This window comes from Zobellella denitrificans (assembly GCF_002407485.1).
GTDB classification, from domain to species: domain Bacteria; phylum Pseudomonadota; class Gammaproteobacteria; order Enterobacterales; family Aeromonadaceae; genus Oceanimonas; species Oceanimonas denitrificans.
Window position 1 is genome coordinate 2,899,227 of sequence record NZ_CP012621.1, and the last position, 16,245, is coordinate 2,915,471.

A 16,245-nucleotide genomic window follows, 5' to 3' on the forward strand; every position below is an offset into this window, starting at 1 on the left:
TATGCAGACTGCCAAACAGCGCTGGCTGTGGAACGGGGTCTTTGTGGGCGTGGTGCTCATGCTGGCCGGCGCCCTCTACTGGTCCACCCAGAGCATCGACTACCACTGGCGCTGGGAGCGGGTATTGCCCTATGTGGTGGACAGCTCGCCCCAGTCCATCCGCGCCCCCTTCGACGGCCAGGCCGAACTGGGCGACGACGGCCGTACCCTGACCCTGGTGTCCGATCACGGCGACGCGCCCCTGGTGCTGGACAGCTTCAGTACCCTGCTGGTGGCGGACGGCGATCTGCTGTTCGAAGGGGACGAAGTCGCCAGGCTCGACAGCCTGCGCGCCGGCCCCATCCTCCATGGCATGGTGATGACGCTGCAACTGTCGGTGGTGTCATTGCTGTGCTCCATCCTGCTCGGCCTGGGGTTGGGCCTGGGACGGCTGTCCGCCAACCCGGCCCTGCGCCGGCTGTGCATCCTCTATATCGAGATCATCCGCGGCACCCCGTTGCTGGTACAGATCTTCATCATCTACTTTTTCGTCGGCACCGTGCTGTCCCTGGATCGCTTCACCGCCGGCGCCACCGCCCTCACCCTGTTCAGCGCCGCCTATGTGGCGGAGATCATCCGCGCCGGCATCCAGGCGGTGCCGGTGGGGCAGATGGAGGCGGCCCGCTCCCTCGGCATGAGCTACGGCCGGGCCATGGTCGAGGTGGTGCTGCCCCAGGCGCTCAGGCGCAGCCTGCCGGCCCTGGCCGGCCAGTTCATCAACCTGATCAAGGACTCCTCCCTGGTGTCGGTGATCTCCCTCACCGACCTGACCAAGGCCGGCCGGGAAGTGGTGTCCTCCACCTTCGCCCCCTTCGAGGTGTGGTTCACCGTGGCCCTGCTCTACCTGGTGATGACGGCGTCCCTGTCCTGGCTGGTGCAACGGCTGGAACGGCGCCTGTCGGCGGGACACTAGGAGGCCCCATGCAGATAAAACACGCAGAAACCATGCTCCACGCCCACCGGGTCGACAAGGTGTTCGACAACGGCTGCCGGGCGCTCAGCCAGGTGTCGGTGACCCTTCGCCGCGGGGAAGTGGTGGTGATCGTCGGCCCCTCGGGGTCGGGCAAGTCCACCTTCCTGCGCACCCTCAACCGGCTGGAAAGCATCAGCGCCGGGCGCATCGAACTCGAAGGCATCGACATTCATGCCCGCAGCACCAACGTCAACCGGCTCAGGGAGCGGGTGGGCATGGTGTTCCAGGGCTTCAACCTCTTCCCCCACAAGACCGCCCTGCAAAATGTGATGCTGGCTCCGCTCAAGGTGGCCCGGCGTCCCCGTGCCGAGGTCGAGCAGCAGGCTCGGGGCCTGCTGGCCAAGGTGGGCCTGGCCGAGCGCATGGACCACTACCCCGCCCAGCTGTCCGGCGGCCAGCAACAGCGGGTGGCCATCGCCCGGGCCCTGTGCATGCAGCCGCAGATCATGCTGTTCGACGAGCCCACCTCGGCGCTGGATCCGGAAATGGTGGGGGAAGTACTGGAGGTGATGAAGAGCCTGGCCCGGGACGGCATGACCATGGTGGTGGTCACCCACGAGATGGGCTTCGCCCGGGAAGTGGCCGACCGGGTGCTGTTTATGGCCGACGGCCTGTTGCTGGCCGAAGACACCCCGGACGGCTTTTTCAACCGCCCCGCCCACCCGCGGTTGCGGCAGTTCTTATCGCAGATCCTCTAACCCATCCACCGCCTCGCCGGTGTTGTTCAAGGTGTGTATGACCAATCCTATTGAAACCCTGCTCGCGCAGTTTCCCCTGGCCATCCTCGACGGCGCCCTGGCCACCGAGCTGGAAAGCCGGGGCTGCGACCTCAAGGATCCGCTGTGGTCGGCCAAGGTGCTGATCGAGCAGCCCGAGCTTATCTACGCCGTTCACCACGACTATTTCGCCGCCGGCGCCGATGTGGCCATCACCGCCAGCTACCAGGCCACCTTCGAGGCCTTCGCCCGCCGCGGGCTGGACGCCGGACAGGCCGCCGTCCTGATGCAGCGGGCGGTGCAACTGGCGGTGGCGGCGCGGGACGACTTCTGGCAAGGATTGAGCGCCGAACAGCGCGCCCTGCGTCCCCGCCCCCTGGTGGCGGCCTCGGTCGGCCCCTACGGCGCCATGCTGGCGGACGGCTCCGAATACCGGGGCCATTACGAGCTGGATGAAGCCGGCCTGATGGCCTTTCACCGCCCCCGGCTGGAGGTGCTGCTGGCGGCCGGCGCCGACCTGCTGGCCTGCGAGACCCTGCCCTGCCTGAGCGAGGCCCGGGCCCTGGCCCGGCTGATGGAAGCCCATCCCGGCGCCTGCGGCTGGATCAGCTTCAGTTGCCGGGATGGGGAACACAACAGCCAGGGCGAGCGGCTGCGCGACTGCGTCACGGCCCTGGCCCCCTTCGACTCGGTGGTGGCGCTGGGCCTCAACTGCACCGCCCCCGAGCACGTGCCCGGGCTGCTGCAATCGGTGCGGGGCGCCACCGCCAAGCCGCTGCTGGTCTACCCCAACTCCGGCGAGCAGTACGACGCCGGCCACAAGTGCTGGCACGGCCCGGCCGACAGCGAACAGTTCGCCCTGGCCGCCGGACGCTGGCAGCGGGAAGGCGCCGCCCTTATCGGCGGCTGCTGCCGCACCTCGCCGGCGGACATCGCCGCCGTGGCCGCCCTGCTGCGCCCGGCGGCGGGATAAGGGTCAGAGCGGCAGGTGCAGCCCGGATTTCAGCACATTGAGCACCACATTGGTGTTCATGCGCTTGATTTCCGGGAACTGGCTCATGGTGGCTTCGGCGATGGCGTCGAATTCGGTCACGTCCCGCGCCAGGATCACCGCCACCAGATCCACCGCGCCGGTCACGTAGAAAATCTGCTGAAAGGCGTCCTGGCCCTGGGCCCAGCGCATGAACCTGTCCATCACCGGGTAGTTTTCCCGCTCGATTTCCAGGCCGACGATAAAGGTCATCAGGTTGTCGAGCTTGCGGTTGTCGACCACCGCCACGTCGGCGCTGATCACCCGGCTCTGGCGCAGCCGCTTCAGCCGCCGCTGCACCGCCGACGGCGACAGCCCTATCTCTTCGGCGATGACTTCGCTGCGGGTCAGGCAGTTGCGCTGCACGATGGCGAGTATTTTGCGATCGAATTGGTCGAGGTTGTAACTCATTGCCGGCTGGATCCCGTCGGATGGTTGAAGCCATAAATACGGCTGGACGGCTATTCTAAATAACTCGGCGATCCGGCTCAACCATTGAGAAACACAAAGGCGGCCCCCCGGCCGCCTTTGTTAAGCACAAGAGCTCAAACCCGGTTCAGCCCTGGGTGTCCAGCGGCTCGAAGCTTTTCACCAGTTCGTCCAGGGCCTTGATCTGGGCCAGGAAGGGCTCGAGTTTGGCCAGCGGCAGGGCGCTGGGGCCGTCGCACTTGGCGTGCTCCGGATCCGGGTGGGATTCGAGGAAGAGGCCGGCCAGGCCGGTGGCCATGCCCGCCCGGGCCAGGTCCACCACCTGCTCCCGGCGCCCGCCGGAGGCTTCGCCCAGCGGGTCCCGGCACTGCAGGGCGTGGGTCACGTCGAAGATGATGGGGGCGCCGGCGGTGGCCTTTTTCATCACCCCGAAGCCGAGCATGTCCACCACTAGGTTGTCGTAGCCGAAGTTGGCGCCGCGCTCGCACAGGATCAGTTGGTCGTTGCCGCACTCGATGAACTTGTCGACGATGTTCTTCATCTGCCCCGGGCTCAGGAACTGGGGCTTCTTGATATTGATCACCCGGCCGGTTCTGGCCATGGCTTCCACCAGATCGGTCTGGCGGGCGAGGAAGGCGGGCAGCTGGATCACGTCCGCCACCTCGGCCACGGTTGCGGCCTGCCAGGGCTCGTGCAGATCGGTGATCACCGGCACCTGGAAGGTGTCCTTGATTTCCGCCAGCAGCTTCATGCCCTCTTCCAGGCCGGGGCCGCGGAAGGAGTGGATGGAGGAGCGGTTGGCCTTGTCCCAGCTGGCCTTGAACACATAGGGGATGCCGAGCCGGGCGGTCACCTCGACATAGTGCTCGCAGGCTTTCAGCGCCAGATCCCGGGATTCCAGCACATTGATGCCGCCGAACAGCACGAAGGGCTGATCGTTGGCCACACTTATCTGATTGATCTTGACGGTTTTCATCGCTGCTCCTAGTGGAGGGTTTTGGGGCCCAGGTCGAGGGCCGCTATCTGGGCTTTCAGCACGTCGGCCACCGGATCCTCGGGGCAGTGCTGGATGAAGAATTCGAAATCCTCGGCGGCGAACCGATCGCAGTCGAGCTGCTCGAACAGAAAGCCCCGGTCGCGCCGCTCTACCGGGCAGTCGGGCTTGATTTTCAACAGCAGCTGGCTGCAGGCCAGGGCCTGGGAAAACTGCTTGTGGCGGATGAACACCGCCTTGGTCACGTTCAGCAGCCGGGTCAGAATGTCCATGGCCCCGGCCGGCTGCAGGTGCTCGGGCTTGAGCCGGGCCAGGTTGCCGCTGGCGCCGCGCAGCAGCTGCTCTATTTCCCGTTTGGACAACTCGCGCCCGGTAAAGGGGTCGATGATCGCCTCCGCGTCCCCGAGCCAGAGCCGCAGCAGGAAGTGGCCGGGAAAACAGATGCCCTCGGCCCGCACCCCGAACCGTTCGCAAAGGTGCAGGATAAGGATCCCCAAGGTCACCGGAATGCCCCGGCGCCGCGCCAGCACCCGGTCCAGCAGGCAGTTGTCGACCGAGAAGAACCGCTCCCAGTCGCCGGCCAGCCCCAGGGGGCCGAACAGAGCCGGCAGCAGTTGGGCAGTGGCGTCCTGGCCGGCCAGCACCTCGGCCAGTTCCCGTTCCAGGATGAGCAGGTCGTGCTCTGCCCGGTGCCGCGCCGCCGTTCCCTGCAGGCTTTCCACCACGTCCAGCGCCAGGGTCATGGGACTCTTGTCGGCCCCCAGCCAATCGTCACTGATCTTGGTTTTCAGCATCTTGCCTCCCGGGCCAGCGGCCCAATGAAACCCGCTCCTGGCCGCCGTAGTCGCGCAGGGTCTCGACCCGTTCGAAACCACGACGGCGCAGCAGGGCCCTGATCGTCTCCCCCTGCCGCCAACCGTGTTCCAGCAGCAGCCAGCCCCCCTCCTCCAGGTAGACGGGCGACTGCTCGACCAGATGGCGCAGATCCGCCAGCCCTTCTTCCTCCGCCACCAGGGCCGAGGCCGGCTCGAAGCGTACATCCCCCCATTGTAAATGGGGATCGGCGGCATCGATATAGGGCGGGTTGGAGAGGATCATATGAAAGCGCAGGCCGGCCAGGGGCGCAAACCAGGCGCCCAGGCGCACCTCTATGGCCAGCCCCAGCCGTTCGCTGTTGCGCCGCGCCAGGGCCGCCGCCGCCGGGTTGAATTCCACCGCCAGCACAACGTCTTGCGGGCGCTCACTCTTCAGCGCCAGGGCGATGGCGCCGGTACCGGTGCCCAGGTCCACCAGGGTGGCGGGGCCGGCCGGCAGCCGCGCCAGGGCCGCCTCCACCATGAGTTCGGTATCGGGCCGGGGGATCAGGGTGTCGGGGGAGACCTCGAGCTCCAGCGACCAGAACTCGCGTCGGCCGGTGAGGTGCGCCACCGGCTCGCCTCGTTGCCGCCGGACCACCAGGGCGGCCAGCTCGGCCTGCTCGGCCGGCGTGATCTCGTGTTCCGGCCAGGCCAGCAGGAAACTGCGCGGCTTGCCCAGCACGTGGCACAGCAGCACGTCCGCATCCAGGGCGGGCGACTCGCCCCCCGCCAGTTGTTCGCGCAGTCGTTGGCGCAGCTCGGCCAGGGTCATTTACTGTCCCGCCAGGGCGGCCAGCAAGTCGGCCTGGTGCTCCTGCAGTATCGGCTGGGTCAGCATCTCGAGCTGGCCTTCGAGCACTTCGCTCAGCCGGTACAGGGTCAGGTTGATGCGGTGGTCCGACACCCGGCCCTGGGGATAGTTGTAGGTGCGGATGCGATCGGAGCGATCGCCGCTGCCGAGCAGGTTGCGGCGGGTGTTCTGCTCCTCGGCCTGGCGCTTGTCCTGCTCCATCTGGGCCAGGCGCGAGGCCAGCACCGCCATGGCCTTGGCCCGGTTCTTGTGCTGGGAGCGCTCGTCCTGGCATTCCACCACCATGCCGGTGGGCAGGTGGGTGATGCGGATGGCGGAGTCGGTCTTGTTGACGTGCTGGCCGCCGGCGCCGGAGGCGCGGAAGGTGTCCACCTTCAGATCCGCCGCGTTGATCTCGGGCACCTCGGCCTCGGGGATCTCGGGCAGCACCGCCACCGTGCAGGCGGAGGTATGGATGCGGCCCTGGGACTCGGTCTCGGGCACCCGCTGCACCCGGTGGCCGCCGGACTCGAACTTGAGCTTGCCGTAGGCGCCGGCCCCCTCGATGCGGGCGATGATTTCCTTGAAGCCGCCATGCTCCCCTTCGCTGGCGCTGACGATCTCGATGCGCCAGCGCCGGGTCTCGGCGTAGCGGCTGTACATGCGGAACAGATCGCCGGCGAAGATGGCCGCCTCGTCGCCGCCGGCCCCGGCGCGGATCTCCAGGAAACAGTTGTTGTCGTCCTTGGGATCCTTGGGCAGCAGCAGGATCTGCAGCTCGCGGCCCAGTTCCTCGATGGCGGACTCGGCGGCGTCGATTTCCTCTTCGGCCATGGCCCTGAGTTCGGCGTCGTCTTCCGCCAGCATTTCCCGCGCACCGGCCAGATCCGCCTCGGCCTGGCGGTAGCGGCGAAAGCAGCCCACCACGTCTTCCAACTGGGCGTACTCCCGGGTCAGGGCCCGGTACTGGTCCTGGTTGTTGATGACGGAGGCCTCGCCCAGCAGCGCCTGCACCTCTTCGTAGCGCTCCTGCAGGCCTTCCAGTTTCTTCAGTATGGATTCGTTCATCTGTGTCTCGCCGCTATGGCCTTGTCAGCGCTGGCCGAGGCCCAGGCTCTGGGCCAGCACGGCCAGGATTTCCTGATCGCCGTCCTTGCCCGCCTGGCTCAGCGCCTGGGTGGGAGTATGGATAAGCTTGTTGGTGAGGCGCCGGGCCAGCTCCCCCATGGTTTTGGCCGGGTCCTCGCCCTGGGCCAGGGCCTGCAGCGCCCGGCCGAGCTCCTGCTCGCGCACGGCGTTGGCCTGGGTGCGGTAGTCGCGGATCAGATCCACCGACTTGAGCGAGCGGAACCAGCCCATGAACTGGTCCCGCTCTTCCAGTATGATGCGCTCGGCCTGGCCGGCCGCGCGCTTGCGGGCCTCCAGGTTCTGCTCGATGATGCCCTGCAGATCGTCCACCGTGTAGAGGTAGGCATCGCTCAGCTCGTCCACCTCGGGTTCGATGTCCCGCGGCACCGCGATGTCCACCAGCAGTATGGGCTTGTGCCGGCGGGCCTTGATCGCCCGCTCCACCATGCCCTTGCCGATGATCGGCAGGGGGCTGGCGGTGGAGCTGATGACGATATCGGCCTGGGGCAGGTAGTCGGGGATCTGCTCCAGGGTCATCACCTCGGCCTCGAACTCCCGGGCCAGGTTCTGGGCCCGCTCCAGGGTGCGGTTGGCCACCATGATGCGCGAAACCGATTGTTCCTTCAGGTGGCGCGCCACCAGTTCCACGGTTTCACCCGCCCCCACCAGCAGCACCTTGGTGCGCCCCAGATCCGAGAAGATGCGCTTGGCCAGGCTGACGGCGGCAAAGGCCACCGACACCGCGCTGGCGCCGATCTCGGTTTCGGTGCGTACCCGCTTGGCCACCGAGAACGACTTCTGGAACAGCCGCTCGAGGATGCCCTTGAGGCTGCCCACCTGGTGCGACTGGTTGTAGGCCTGCTTGATCTGGCCCAGGATCTGTGGTTCGCCCAGCACCAGGGAGTCCAGGCCGCAGGCCACCCGCATCAGGTGACGCACCGCCTCTTCGCCCTGGTGCTGGTACAGGCAGGAGGTCAGCTCGTCCTCGTCCAGGTGGTGGAAGTGCTGCAGCCAGTGGCGCACGGCGTCGCTTTCCCCCCGCTGATCCAGGCAGCAGTAGAGTTCGGTACGGTTGCAGGTGGAAACGATCACCGCTTCCTCCACCCCTCGGGTGTGCATCAGCTCCTGCAGTGCCTTGGGGGCAATATCGGGCCCGAACGCCACCCGCTCGCGCAGGGCGACCGTGGCTGTCTTATGATTGATTCCCAGTACCAGCAGGCTCATGAGGGTTTTCTGCGGCTCACAACATCTTTACGTGTAGCCGGCTATTGTACGAGAAAGGGTAAGGCTTTAAAAGGCGCCGACCTTGCCCTTATACTGGGCCCAAATCTCACCAGGGAGTCTCCCGTGCGCGCCTTAGTCACTGTTTTCCTTCTGCTGTTTCTCTCCGGCTGTGCCTACCGCGCCCAGGAAGCGCCCCCCGGTTCCTGGCAGGCCCAGCAGGCCACCCTGGCCCGGCTGCAGGACTGGCAGCTGTCGGCCCGGCTCGGCATCATCACCCCGGACGAGCGCGGCAGCCTCAGCCTGTTCTGGCGCCAGGAACAGGACGATTACCGGATGAACCTGACCAACGTGGTGGGCCGGCGGGTGTTCGACCTCAGCCGCCGCCGGGGCGCCATCCAGCTTACCGACAGCGAGGGACAGCTGCACTCCGCCGGCAATGCCCGGGATCTGGTGTTCCGCCTGACCGGCTGGGATCTGCCGGTGGAGCAGCTGGCCCACTGGATCAAGGGCCTGCCCGGCGAGGCGGACCAGGTGGAGTACGACGCCGACGGCCGGCCGCAGAGCCTGCGCTCCCACGGCTGGCGGCTCAACTACCTGGGCTATACCCGCATCGACGGCCTCTGGCTGCCGAGCCGGCTCGACCTGAGCCACGACACCACCACCCTGCGCCTGGCCATCAACCAGTGGGAGCTGAAACCATGATAGTCCTGCCCGCCCCCGCCAAGCTGAACCTGTTCCTGTACATTACCGGCCGCCGCGACGACGGCTACCACAACCTGCAGACCCTGTTCCAGTTTCTGGATCACGGCGACGAACTCGGCTTCGAGCCGGCCCCCGACGGCGAGCTCAGCCTGAGCCCGGCCCTGCCCGGGGTCGCGCCGGAGCAGAATCTCATCATTCGGGCCGCTCGCCTGCTGCAGAGCAAGACCGGCTGCACCAAGGGCGCACGTATCCACCTGACCAAGCGCCTGCCCATGGGCGGCGGCCTGGGCGGCGGATCCAGCGACGCCGCCACCACCCTGGTGGCACTCAACCGGCTGTGGCAACTGGGCCTGGGCCAGGAGCAACTGGCCAGGCTCGGGCGCCGGCTGGGCGCCGACGTGCCGGTGTTCGTGCGCGGCCGGGCCGCCTTCGCCGAAGGCATTGGCGATATCCTGACGCCGGCGGCCCCGCCCGAGCCCTGGTACCTGGTGCTCCATCCGGGTATCAATGTGGCCACCGCCGCTATCTTCAGCGACCCGGATCTGCCCCGTTCGAGCCCGGTTTTATCCCTGGAACAACGGCTCGCCCAGCCCTGGGAAAACGATTGCGAGGCCCTGGTCAAAAAGCGCCACCCCGAGGTTGCCAAGCTCCTTGGCTGGTTGCTAGAATACGCGCCGTCAAGAATGACGGGCACCGGAGCCTGCATCTTCGCCAGCTTCGACAACCGGGAAGCGGCCGAAAAGGCCCTGGCAGCGGCCCCGGCGGACAGCGCCGGCTTCGTTGCCAAAGGCTGCAACCAGTCGCCCTTGTTTACCGCCCTGCGGCAACTCAAGGAGGCGGCCCCGTCATCGATTACGGCATCCTAGGCAGCGCTTGCAAGAGAGTGGGGGTGGGCCCGCTTTCTCCCTTATCCCAAGGGCCGATCCGCTGCCGGGCGATGTCTGCAGGACGACACGGCCGCGGCCGGCTCGCCGTCCGGACCATCCGGCCCGGTGCCTGCAAGACACGCTCAGCTCAGAATTCTAAAAAACGGGCTGGATAACGGAACTCGCTTCCGTAATACGGGTTCACGGCCCCGTCCAGTCTCGCCACCCATGAAACAACCCCGAGGTTTTCAACCGTGCCCGACATGAAGCTGTTTGCTGGTAATGCAACGCCGGAACTCGCCCAACGTATCGCCGATCGTCTCTTTATCAAACTGAGTGCAGCCGATGTCGGCCGCTTCAGCGACGGCGAAATCAGCGTACAAATCAACGAAAATGTACGTGGCGGCGATGTCTTCATCATCCAGTCCACCTGCGCGCCCACCAACGACAACCTGATGGAGCTGATCGTGATGGTGGATGCCCTGCGCCGTGCCTCCGCCGGCCGCATTACCGCCGTCATCCCCTACTTTGGCTATGCCCGCCAGGACCGCCGCGTGCGCTCCGCCCGGGTACCGATCACCGCCAAGGTAGTGGCCGACTTCCTGTCCAGCGTGGGTGTCGACCGGGTGCTGACCGTTGACCTGCACGCCGAACAGATCCAGGGCTTCTTCGACGTGCCGGTGGACAACGTCTTCGGTACCCCGGTGCTGCTGGAAGACATGAAAGCCAAGAACCTGGACAACGTGGTGGTGGTCTCCCCCGACATCGGCGGCGTGGTCCGTGCCCGCGCCGTGGCCAAGCTGCTGGACGACACCGACATCGCCATCATCGACAAGCGCCGCCCGCGCGCCAACGTGTCCCAGGTGATGCACCTGATTGGTGACGTGGAAGGCCGCGACTGCGTGATCGTCGACGACATGATCGACACCGGCGGCACCCTGTGCAAGGCCGCCGAAGCCCTGAAGAACCATGGCGCCAAGCGGGTGTTCGCCTATGCCACCCACGCCGTCTTCTCCGGCAACGCCGCCCAGAACATCCGCGACTCCGTGATCGACGAGGTGATCATCACCGACTCCGTCCCGCTGACACCGGAAATCGAGGCCCTGACCAAGGTCAAGCAGCTGTCCCTGTCCGGCATGCTGGCCGAAGCCATCCGCCGCATCAGCAACGAAGAGTCCATCTCCGCCATGTTCGAGCATTGATGGCTGGAAGCTGAAAGTCTAGAAAGCCCGCGGATTCGCGGGCTTTTTTATTTCGTGAGGGGTGAGGCGGAAAGCGTGAGGTGCACAGCAACCGGGGGTACGCCTCACCCCTCACCCCTCACCCCTCACCACATTACCCGTAAAAGCGCACAAAATAATAACCGCTCAGGCCGATGCCGAAGGCGACGATGGCCCAGGCCAGCAGCCGGGGCCTGAGGCACACCAGCAGCCGGGCGCCCAGCTTGCCGCCCATCAGATAGCCCAGCGCCAGCAGCAGGCAGGCCCGCCAGTGCACCAGCCCCGACAGGGAATACACCAGGATGGTGGCGCCACTGGCCAGCATCGACAGGTAAAGCTTGATGGCGTGCTGTTGCAGGTTGGAGCCCAGCCGCAGCTGGCCGGTCAGTGCCATCAGCAGCACCCCCAGGCCGCCGCCGAAAAAGCCGCCGTAGAAACTGCCGGCCAGCAGCAACGGCCAGGCCCGCCGCTTCATCCTGAGCGGCCCTTCGAACCCCGACCGGCTCAGCAACTGGCGGGCGTAGAGCAGGCTCACCCCCAGCAGCAGCCAGGGCACCAGGTAGTTGAAGCTGTCGGCGTTGAACTGTACCAGCGTCAGCGCCCCCAGGCCACCGCCACCCAGGCCGATAAGGGTGAGCGCCAGCCAGGGGCCGCTGCCGAGCTGGCGACGCATGCCCCAGAAGGCGCTCAGATAACCAGGCCAGGACGCCACGCTGGCGGTGGCCACGGCACCGGTGCTGGGTACCCCGGCGGCCAGCAACGCCGGCAGGGTGAGGAAGAGGCCGCCACCGGCCAGGGCATTGAGCACCCCGGCAAGCAGGGCCCAGCCGAATAACTCGTACATTTGAGAAGAATCCTGTGACAGGCATCCGTGCAGGAACGACGGGCAACGATACACCCGGGAAAGCGCGAACAATAACACATGGCATTGTGCACAATGCCGATCATAATACCTATTCCGGCGGATGAAGTCACCGAGGTGGCCATTATTGCCGCTCTTCATTAGAATATGGCGTCATTTTAACGGCCGACTCTGCATATGCACCCTATCGAACTCATCGTCGGGCTGGGTAACCCGGGCCCGGAATACGCCCATACCCGCCACAACGCCGGCGCCTGGTACCTGGCCGAGCTGGCCCGGCAGCACGGTGGCCAGCTCAAGGAAGAAGCCAAGTTTTTCGGCTGGACCGGCCGGGTGCGCATCGCGGGCCGTGACGTCCGCCTGCTGATCCCGGCCACCTTTATGAACCGCTCCGGCAAGGCGGTGGCGGCCATGGCCAACTTCTACCAGATCCCGCCCGAGGCGATACTGGTGGCCCACGACGAACTCGACCTGCCGCCGGGCTCTGCCCGCTTCAAGCAGGGCGGCGGCCACGGCGGCCACAACGGGCTCAAGGACATCATCAGTTGCCTCGGCAACAGCAAGGACTTTTACCGGCTGCGGCTCGGCATCGGTCATCCGGGGCACAAGTCCCAGGTGGCCGGCTTCGTGCTCACCAAGGCGCCGGCGGCCGAGCAGGGCCTGCTCGACGCCGCCGTGGACGAAGCCGTCCGCGCCACCGATATGTTATTCAGTGACGGCATGACCAGGGCGATGAACCGCCTGCATGCCTTCAATGCCGATTCCACCAAGTAATTTTCAGGACACTGTTATGGGTTTCAAATGCGGTATAGTGGGCCTGCCCAACGTGGGCAAATCCACCCTGTTCAACGCGCTGACCAAGGCGGGCATCGAAGCCGCCAACTTCCCCTTCTGCACCATAGAACCGAACACCGGCGTGGTGCCGGTGCCGGACAAGCGCCTCGACGCCCTGGCCGAGATCGTCAAGCCCCAGCGCATCCTGCCCACCACCATGGAATTCGTCGACATCGCCGGCCTGGTGGCGGGTGCCTCCAAGGGCGAGGGCCTGGGCAACAAGTTCCTGGCCAACATCCGTGAAACCGACGCCATCGGCCATGTGGTGCGCTGCTTCGAGAACGACAACATCGTGCACGTGGCGGGCAAGGTGTCACCCCGGCACGACATCGAGGTGATCAACACCGAACTGGCGCTGGCGGATCTGGACACCTGCGAACGGGCCATCCAGCGCAACGCCAAAAAAGCCAAGGGCGGCGACAAGGACGCCAAATTTGAAGTAACGGTGCTGGAGAAGCTGTTGCCGGCCCTGGAGCAGGCCCAGGTACTGCGCAGCGTGGAGCTGACCAAGGAAGAAAAGGCGGCCATCGCCTACCTGAACTTCCTGACCATCAAACCCACCATGTACATCGCCAACGTCAATGAGGACGGCTTCGAGAACAACCCCTACCTGGCCGAGGTGGAAGCCATCGCCGCCGCCGAGCACGCCATAGTGGTGCCGGTGTGCGCCGCCATGGAGTCGGAAATCGCCGAGCTGGACGCGGAAGAAGCCGCCGAGTTCATGGCCGACATGGGCCTGGAAGAGCCGGGACTGAACCGGGTGATCCGCGCCGGTTACCAGTTGCTCAACCTGCAGACCTACTTCACCGCCGGGGTGAAGGAAGTGCGCGCCTGGACCATTCCCGTCGGCGCCACCGCGCCCCAGGCGGCGGGCAAGATCCACACCGACTTCGAGAAGGGCTTTATCCGCGCCCAGACCATCGCCTTCGAGGACTTCATCGCCTACAAGGGCGAGCAGGGCGCCAAGGAAGCGGGCAAGATGCGCTCCGAGGGCAAGGACTACATCGTCAAGGACGGCGACGTGATGAACTTCCTGTTCAACGTCTGACCCGTTCACCACCATTGCCAGAAGGCCGGGCTCATCCCCGGCCTTTTTGTTTTTCGCACAAAAAACCGGCCGCCCTGGCCAGCCCTGCACCACCATGCCTAGTTTCTGGCCAAACGGTTGAGGCTGGCCTATTTTTCGGGAAAAAACGGTTGACGCTCCCGAGCCGGATACGCATAATGCGCCCCGTCCGGTGACGAGCAGTCATCGACAGCAAAGTGGCTATGTAGCTCAGTTGGTTAGAGCACATCACTCATAATGATGGGGTCGCAGGTTCGAATCCCGCCATAGCCACCACTCTGCTGGGGTATCGCCAAGCGGTAAGGCAGCGGGTTTTGATCCCGCCATTCCCAGGTTCGAATCCTGGTACCCCAGCCATTTTTAAGAAGTGGTTGAAGAAAAGCGGGTTTTGCTCCCGGCCTCAGTGCCCAGGTTCAAGGCCAACACCTTCAGCCATTTTCAAGATGGCTGAGATTTTTTATTATCTCTGTTGTCGAAATTGGGGTATCGCCAAGCGGTAAGGCAGCGGGTTTTGATCCCGCCATTCCCAGGTTCGAATCCTGGTACCCCAGCCATTTTACTGTAAAGCTGGATAAACAGCGGGTTTTGATCCCGGCATCAGTGCCCAGGTTAGTAACTCGGTACCCCAGCCATTTTCAGGAAAACCATTGAGGCGACTCAATGCTTATGTGGCTATGTAGCTCAGTTGGTTAGAGCACATCACTCATAATGATGGGGTCGCAGGTTCGAATCCCGCCATAGCCACCACTCTCAGCGGGAGTGGCGAAATTGGTAGACGCACCAGATTTAGGTTCTGGCGCCGCAAGGTGTGCGAGTTCAAGTCTCGCCTCCCGCACCATTCAAAATTGGGGTATCGCCAAGCGGTAAGGCAGCGGGTTTTGATCCCGCCATTCCCAGGTTCGAATCCTGGTACCCCAGCCATATCGAAAGCAAGAAGCCGGCCTCTGTGCCGGCTTTTTGTTTATCGACATCAGGAGCCACGGGGTTTGATCCCGGCACCGTGCCCAGGTTCGAATCCTGGTACCCCAGCCATATCGAAAGCAAGAAGCCGGCCTCTGTGCCGGCTTTTTGTTTTACCGCCCCATAAGCTCCATTGCCGTAATAAGGTCGACTGGAGTCGACCCTACCAACACATCCCACTCCTGCTTTCACAAGAATGGCGCAGCCTTCAGCAGCACCGCTGGCGTGTCTTCCAACGTCCAGCTTACGGCTTACGGCTGCCCTTACAACCCCATGGCGTATTTCATCACCCGGTTTTTCAGCGGACCGCTGTGCTGGGCCGCCTTCAGCCCCAGGTTGCGCAGCAGTTTAAGCGGCGGCAGATCGTTGCTGAAGGTCTGGTAGAACAGATCCATGGCGCCCTGCATCAAGAGGTTGTCGGGCCGGCGCCGGCATTCATAACGCGCCAGCAGTTCGGGGGCGGCGAAGTCCCGGCCCGCCTCCACCGCCCGGTGCACCAGTTCGCTCAGACAGGCCACGTCCTTGAAGCCGAGGTTGACGCCCTGCCCCGCCAGCGGGTTGATGGTGTGGGCCGCGTCTCCCAGCAGCACCACGGCGCCCTTCACATACTGGTTGGCGTGGCGGCGGCGCAGGGGAAAGTGTCCCTTGTCCAGCACCCGCACCGGCCCCAGCCGGGGCGGGAAGTGAACGGCGATTTGCTCCGCCAGGACGGCGTTGTCCAGCTGCGCCAGCACCTTGATGCGCTCTTTGTCGTCGTACCAGACCAGGGAGGCGTGCTCCCCGCCAAGCGGCAGCAGGGCCCGCGGGCCGGAAGGACTGAACTGCTGCCAGGTCATGTCCTGCTCGATGCCCTCCCCCGCCACGCTGATCAGCATGCAGTGCTGGGCATAATCCCAGGCGGTGACCCCGATGCGGGCAAAGCCACGGGTGCGCGACTCGGCGCCGTCGCAGGCCAGCACCAGCCGGGCCCGCAGCCGTTGACCGCTCTCCAGCACCAGCTCGGCGCCATCCTCCCCCTGGCTCAACCCGGCCAGGCCATCGGGGCAGTCGAACACCACGTTGCGCCACTGGGCCAGGGCCTGCCAGAGGCCGAGCTGGATGACCCGGTTTTCCACCATAAAGCCCAGGTGGTCGCAGTCCAGCTCCCGGGCCTCGAAGCGGGTGGCAAAGCCTTCCCATTCGCTCGCCTCCAGCCCCCGGTAGGGCCAGGCCCGCATGGCCAGGATGGCGTCCCAGGCGCCGGCCTGCTGCAACAGCCGCACCGAGGCGGCGCTGATGGCGGAGATGCGCAGGTCAAACGCCTGCCCGGGTTCGAAGGCGGCGGGCGCCCTGGCTTCGATAACCCGGATGCTCAGGCCGCTGGGCGCCAGCAAGGCCGCCGCCAGGGCGCCGACCATGCCGCCGCCGACAATGGCGATATCACAGTGTTGCATCGTATAACCTCTGGATTTTTGAGCCATTCTACCGCAAATGCGGCGTCATTTCGGCATCGTTCTGGCCCCGTCGGCGCTGGATATTATCTGGTCACTGCCGGTAGAAAAGAGTAGAATCCCCG

The 16,245-nt window shown here is 65.3% G+C and carries 16 protein-coding genes and 6 tRNA genes; 14 read left to right on the plus strand and 8 right to left on the minus strand.

Annotated elements, in window-relative coordinates:
* Window position 1: 1 nt before the first annotated feature.
* The 3 genes from AN401_RS13670 to mmuM are packed head-to-tail and all read left to right on the plus strand — an operon-like array spanning window position 2 to window position 2,701.
* Complete coding sequence (locus AN401_RS13670) at window positions 2-952, plus strand: amino acid ABC transporter permease (RefSeq protein ID WP_096779673.1); 951 nt, start codon at window positions 2-4, stop codon at window positions 950-952.
* A gap of 8 nt (window positions 953-960) precedes the next feature.
* Window positions 961-1,710: an amino acid ABC transporter ATP-binding protein gene (locus AN401_RS13675; RefSeq protein WP_368073559.1), complete on the plus strand. Its 750-nt coding sequence runs from the start codon at window positions 961-963 to the stop codon at window positions 1,708-1,710.
* Between the two features lie 37 nt (window positions 1,711-1,747).
* Window positions 1,748-2,701: a homocysteine S-methyltransferase gene (gene mmuM, locus AN401_RS13680; protein ID WP_096779674.1), complete on the plus strand. Its 954-nt coding sequence runs from the start codon at window positions 1,748-1,750 to the stop codon at window positions 2,699-2,701.
* Window positions 2,702-2,704: 3 nt separating this feature from the next.
* On the opposite strand, the gene AN401_RS13685 is transcribed toward mmuM, so the two are convergent.
* From AN401_RS13685 to hemA, 6 genes are all read right to left on the minus strand, one after another.
* A complete protein-coding gene (locus AN401_RS13685) occupies window positions 2,705-3,169 on the minus strand; it encodes an Lrp/AsnC family transcriptional regulator (protein ID WP_096779675.1) in 465 nt (154 codons plus the stop codon).
* Window positions 3,170-3,314: 145 nt separating this feature from the next.
* The gene (kdsA, locus tag AN401_RS13690; RefSeq protein ID WP_094041124.1) at window positions 3,315-4,163 is read right to left on the minus strand and encodes a 3-deoxy-8-phosphooctulonate synthase; all 849 of its coding nucleotides are present in this window, start codon (window positions 4,161-4,163) and stop codon (window positions 3,315-3,317) included.
* A gap of 8 nt (window positions 4,164-4,171) precedes the next feature.
* Window positions 4,172-4,975: a SirB1 family protein gene (locus AN401_RS13695; protein ID WP_096779676.1), complete on the minus strand. Its 804-nt coding sequence runs from the start codon at window positions 4,973-4,975 to the stop codon at window positions 4,172-4,174.
* Window positions 4,953-5,810 carry a peptide chain release factor N(5)-glutamine methyltransferase gene (gene prmC / locus AN401_RS13700; RefSeq protein ID WP_096779677.1) on the minus strand — a complete coding sequence of 286 codons (858 nt, stop codon included), beginning with the start codon at window positions 5,808-5,810 and terminating at the stop codon, window positions 4,953-4,955. Before prmC ends, AN401_RS13695 begins: the two co-directional genes overlap by 23 nt.
* Window positions 5,811-6,896 (minus strand): peptide chain release factor 1, encoded by a 1,086-nt coding sequence (gene prfA, locus AN401_RS13705; protein ID WP_094039763.1) that lies wholly within the window; start codon window positions 6,894-6,896, stop codon window positions 5,811-5,813.
* A gap of 24 nt (window positions 6,897-6,920) precedes the next feature.
* Window positions 6,921-8,180 carry a glutamyl-tRNA reductase gene (gene hemA / locus AN401_RS13710; RefSeq protein ID WP_096779678.1) on the minus strand — a complete coding sequence of 420 codons (1,260 nt, stop codon included), beginning with the start codon at window positions 8,178-8,180 and terminating at the stop codon, window positions 6,921-6,923.
* 123 nt (window positions 8,181-8,303) lie between these two features.
* Here hemA and lolB point away from each other — a divergent pair, with 123 nt between their 5' ends.
* The 3 genes from lolB to AN401_RS13725 all read left to right on the plus strand — a co-directional run bounded on the left by lolB (window position 8,304) and on the right by AN401_RS13725 (window position 10,950).
* Entirely contained in the window at window positions 8,304-8,882 is a 579-nt protein-coding gene (lolB, locus tag AN401_RS13715) for a lipoprotein insertase outer membrane protein LolB (RefSeq protein WP_157772278.1), read from the plus strand.
* Complete coding sequence (gene ispE, locus AN401_RS13720; RefSeq protein ID WP_096779679.1) at window positions 8,879-9,748, plus strand: 4-(cytidine 5'-diphospho)-2-C-methyl-D-erythritol kinase; 870 nt, start codon at window positions 8,879-8,881, stop codon at window positions 9,746-9,748. Before lolB ends, ispE begins: the two co-directional genes overlap by 4 nt.
* 254 nt (window positions 9,749-10,002) lie before the next feature.
* Window positions 10,003-10,950, plus strand: a complete 948-nt coding sequence (locus AN401_RS13725) for a ribose-phosphate pyrophosphokinase (RefSeq protein ID WP_094039766.1) — start codon at window positions 10,003-10,005, stop codon at window positions 10,948-10,950.
* 133 nt (window positions 10,951-11,083) lie between these two features.
* Here AN401_RS13725 and AN401_RS13730 read toward each other — a convergent pair whose 3' ends face one another.
* Window positions 11,084-11,812 (minus strand): sulfite exporter TauE/SafE family protein, encoded by a 729-nt coding sequence (locus tag AN401_RS13730; RefSeq protein ID WP_094039767.1) that lies wholly within the window; start codon window positions 11,810-11,812, stop codon window positions 11,084-11,086.
* 195 nt (window positions 11,813-12,007) lie between these two features.
* On the opposite strand from AN401_RS13730, the gene pth reads away from it, so the two are divergent.
* From pth to AN401_RS13770, 8 genes are all read left to right on the plus strand, one after another.
* The gene (gene pth / locus AN401_RS13735; RefSeq protein ID WP_096779680.1) at window positions 12,008-12,604 is read left to right on the plus strand and encodes an aminoacyl-tRNA hydrolase; all 597 of its coding nucleotides are present in this window, start codon (window positions 12,008-12,010) and stop codon (window positions 12,602-12,604) included.
* Between the two features lie 16 nt (window positions 12,605-12,620).
* Window positions 12,621-13,712 (plus strand): redox-regulated ATPase YchF, encoded by a 1,092-nt coding sequence (gene ychF, locus AN401_RS13740; RefSeq protein WP_094039769.1) that lies wholly within the window; start codon window positions 12,621-12,623, stop codon window positions 13,710-13,712.
* A 217-nt stretch (window positions 13,713-13,929) separates the two neighbouring features.
* Window positions 13,930-14,006: transfer RNA gene (locus tag AN401_RS13745), tRNA-Met, on the plus strand.
* Window positions 14,007-14,012: 6 nt separating this feature from the next.
* Window positions 14,013-14,087 (plus strand) — tRNA-Gln (locus tag AN401_RS13750).
* A 122-nt stretch (window positions 14,088-14,209) separates the two neighbouring features.
* Window positions 14,210-14,284, plus strand: a tRNA-Gln gene (locus AN401_RS13755).
* A gap of 116 nt (window positions 14,285-14,400) precedes the next feature.
* Window positions 14,401-14,477, plus strand: a tRNA-Met gene (locus tag AN401_RS13760).
* A 6-nt stretch (window positions 14,478-14,483) separates the two neighbouring features.
* A tRNA-Leu gene (locus AN401_RS13765) sits at window positions 14,484-14,568 on the plus strand.
* An 8-nt stretch (window positions 14,569-14,576) separates the two neighbouring features.
* Window positions 14,577-14,651 (plus strand) — tRNA-Gln (locus AN401_RS13770).
* Window positions 14,652-14,953: 302 nt separating this feature from the next.
* On the opposite strand, the gene AN401_RS13775 is transcribed toward AN401_RS13770, so the two are convergent.
* On the minus strand, window positions 14,954-16,123 hold the full coding sequence (locus AN401_RS13775) for an FAD-dependent monooxygenase (RefSeq protein WP_096779681.1): 1,170 nt from the start codon (window positions 16,121-16,123) through the stop codon (window positions 14,954-14,956).
* Between the last annotated feature and the right edge of the window lie 122 nt (window positions 16,124-16,245).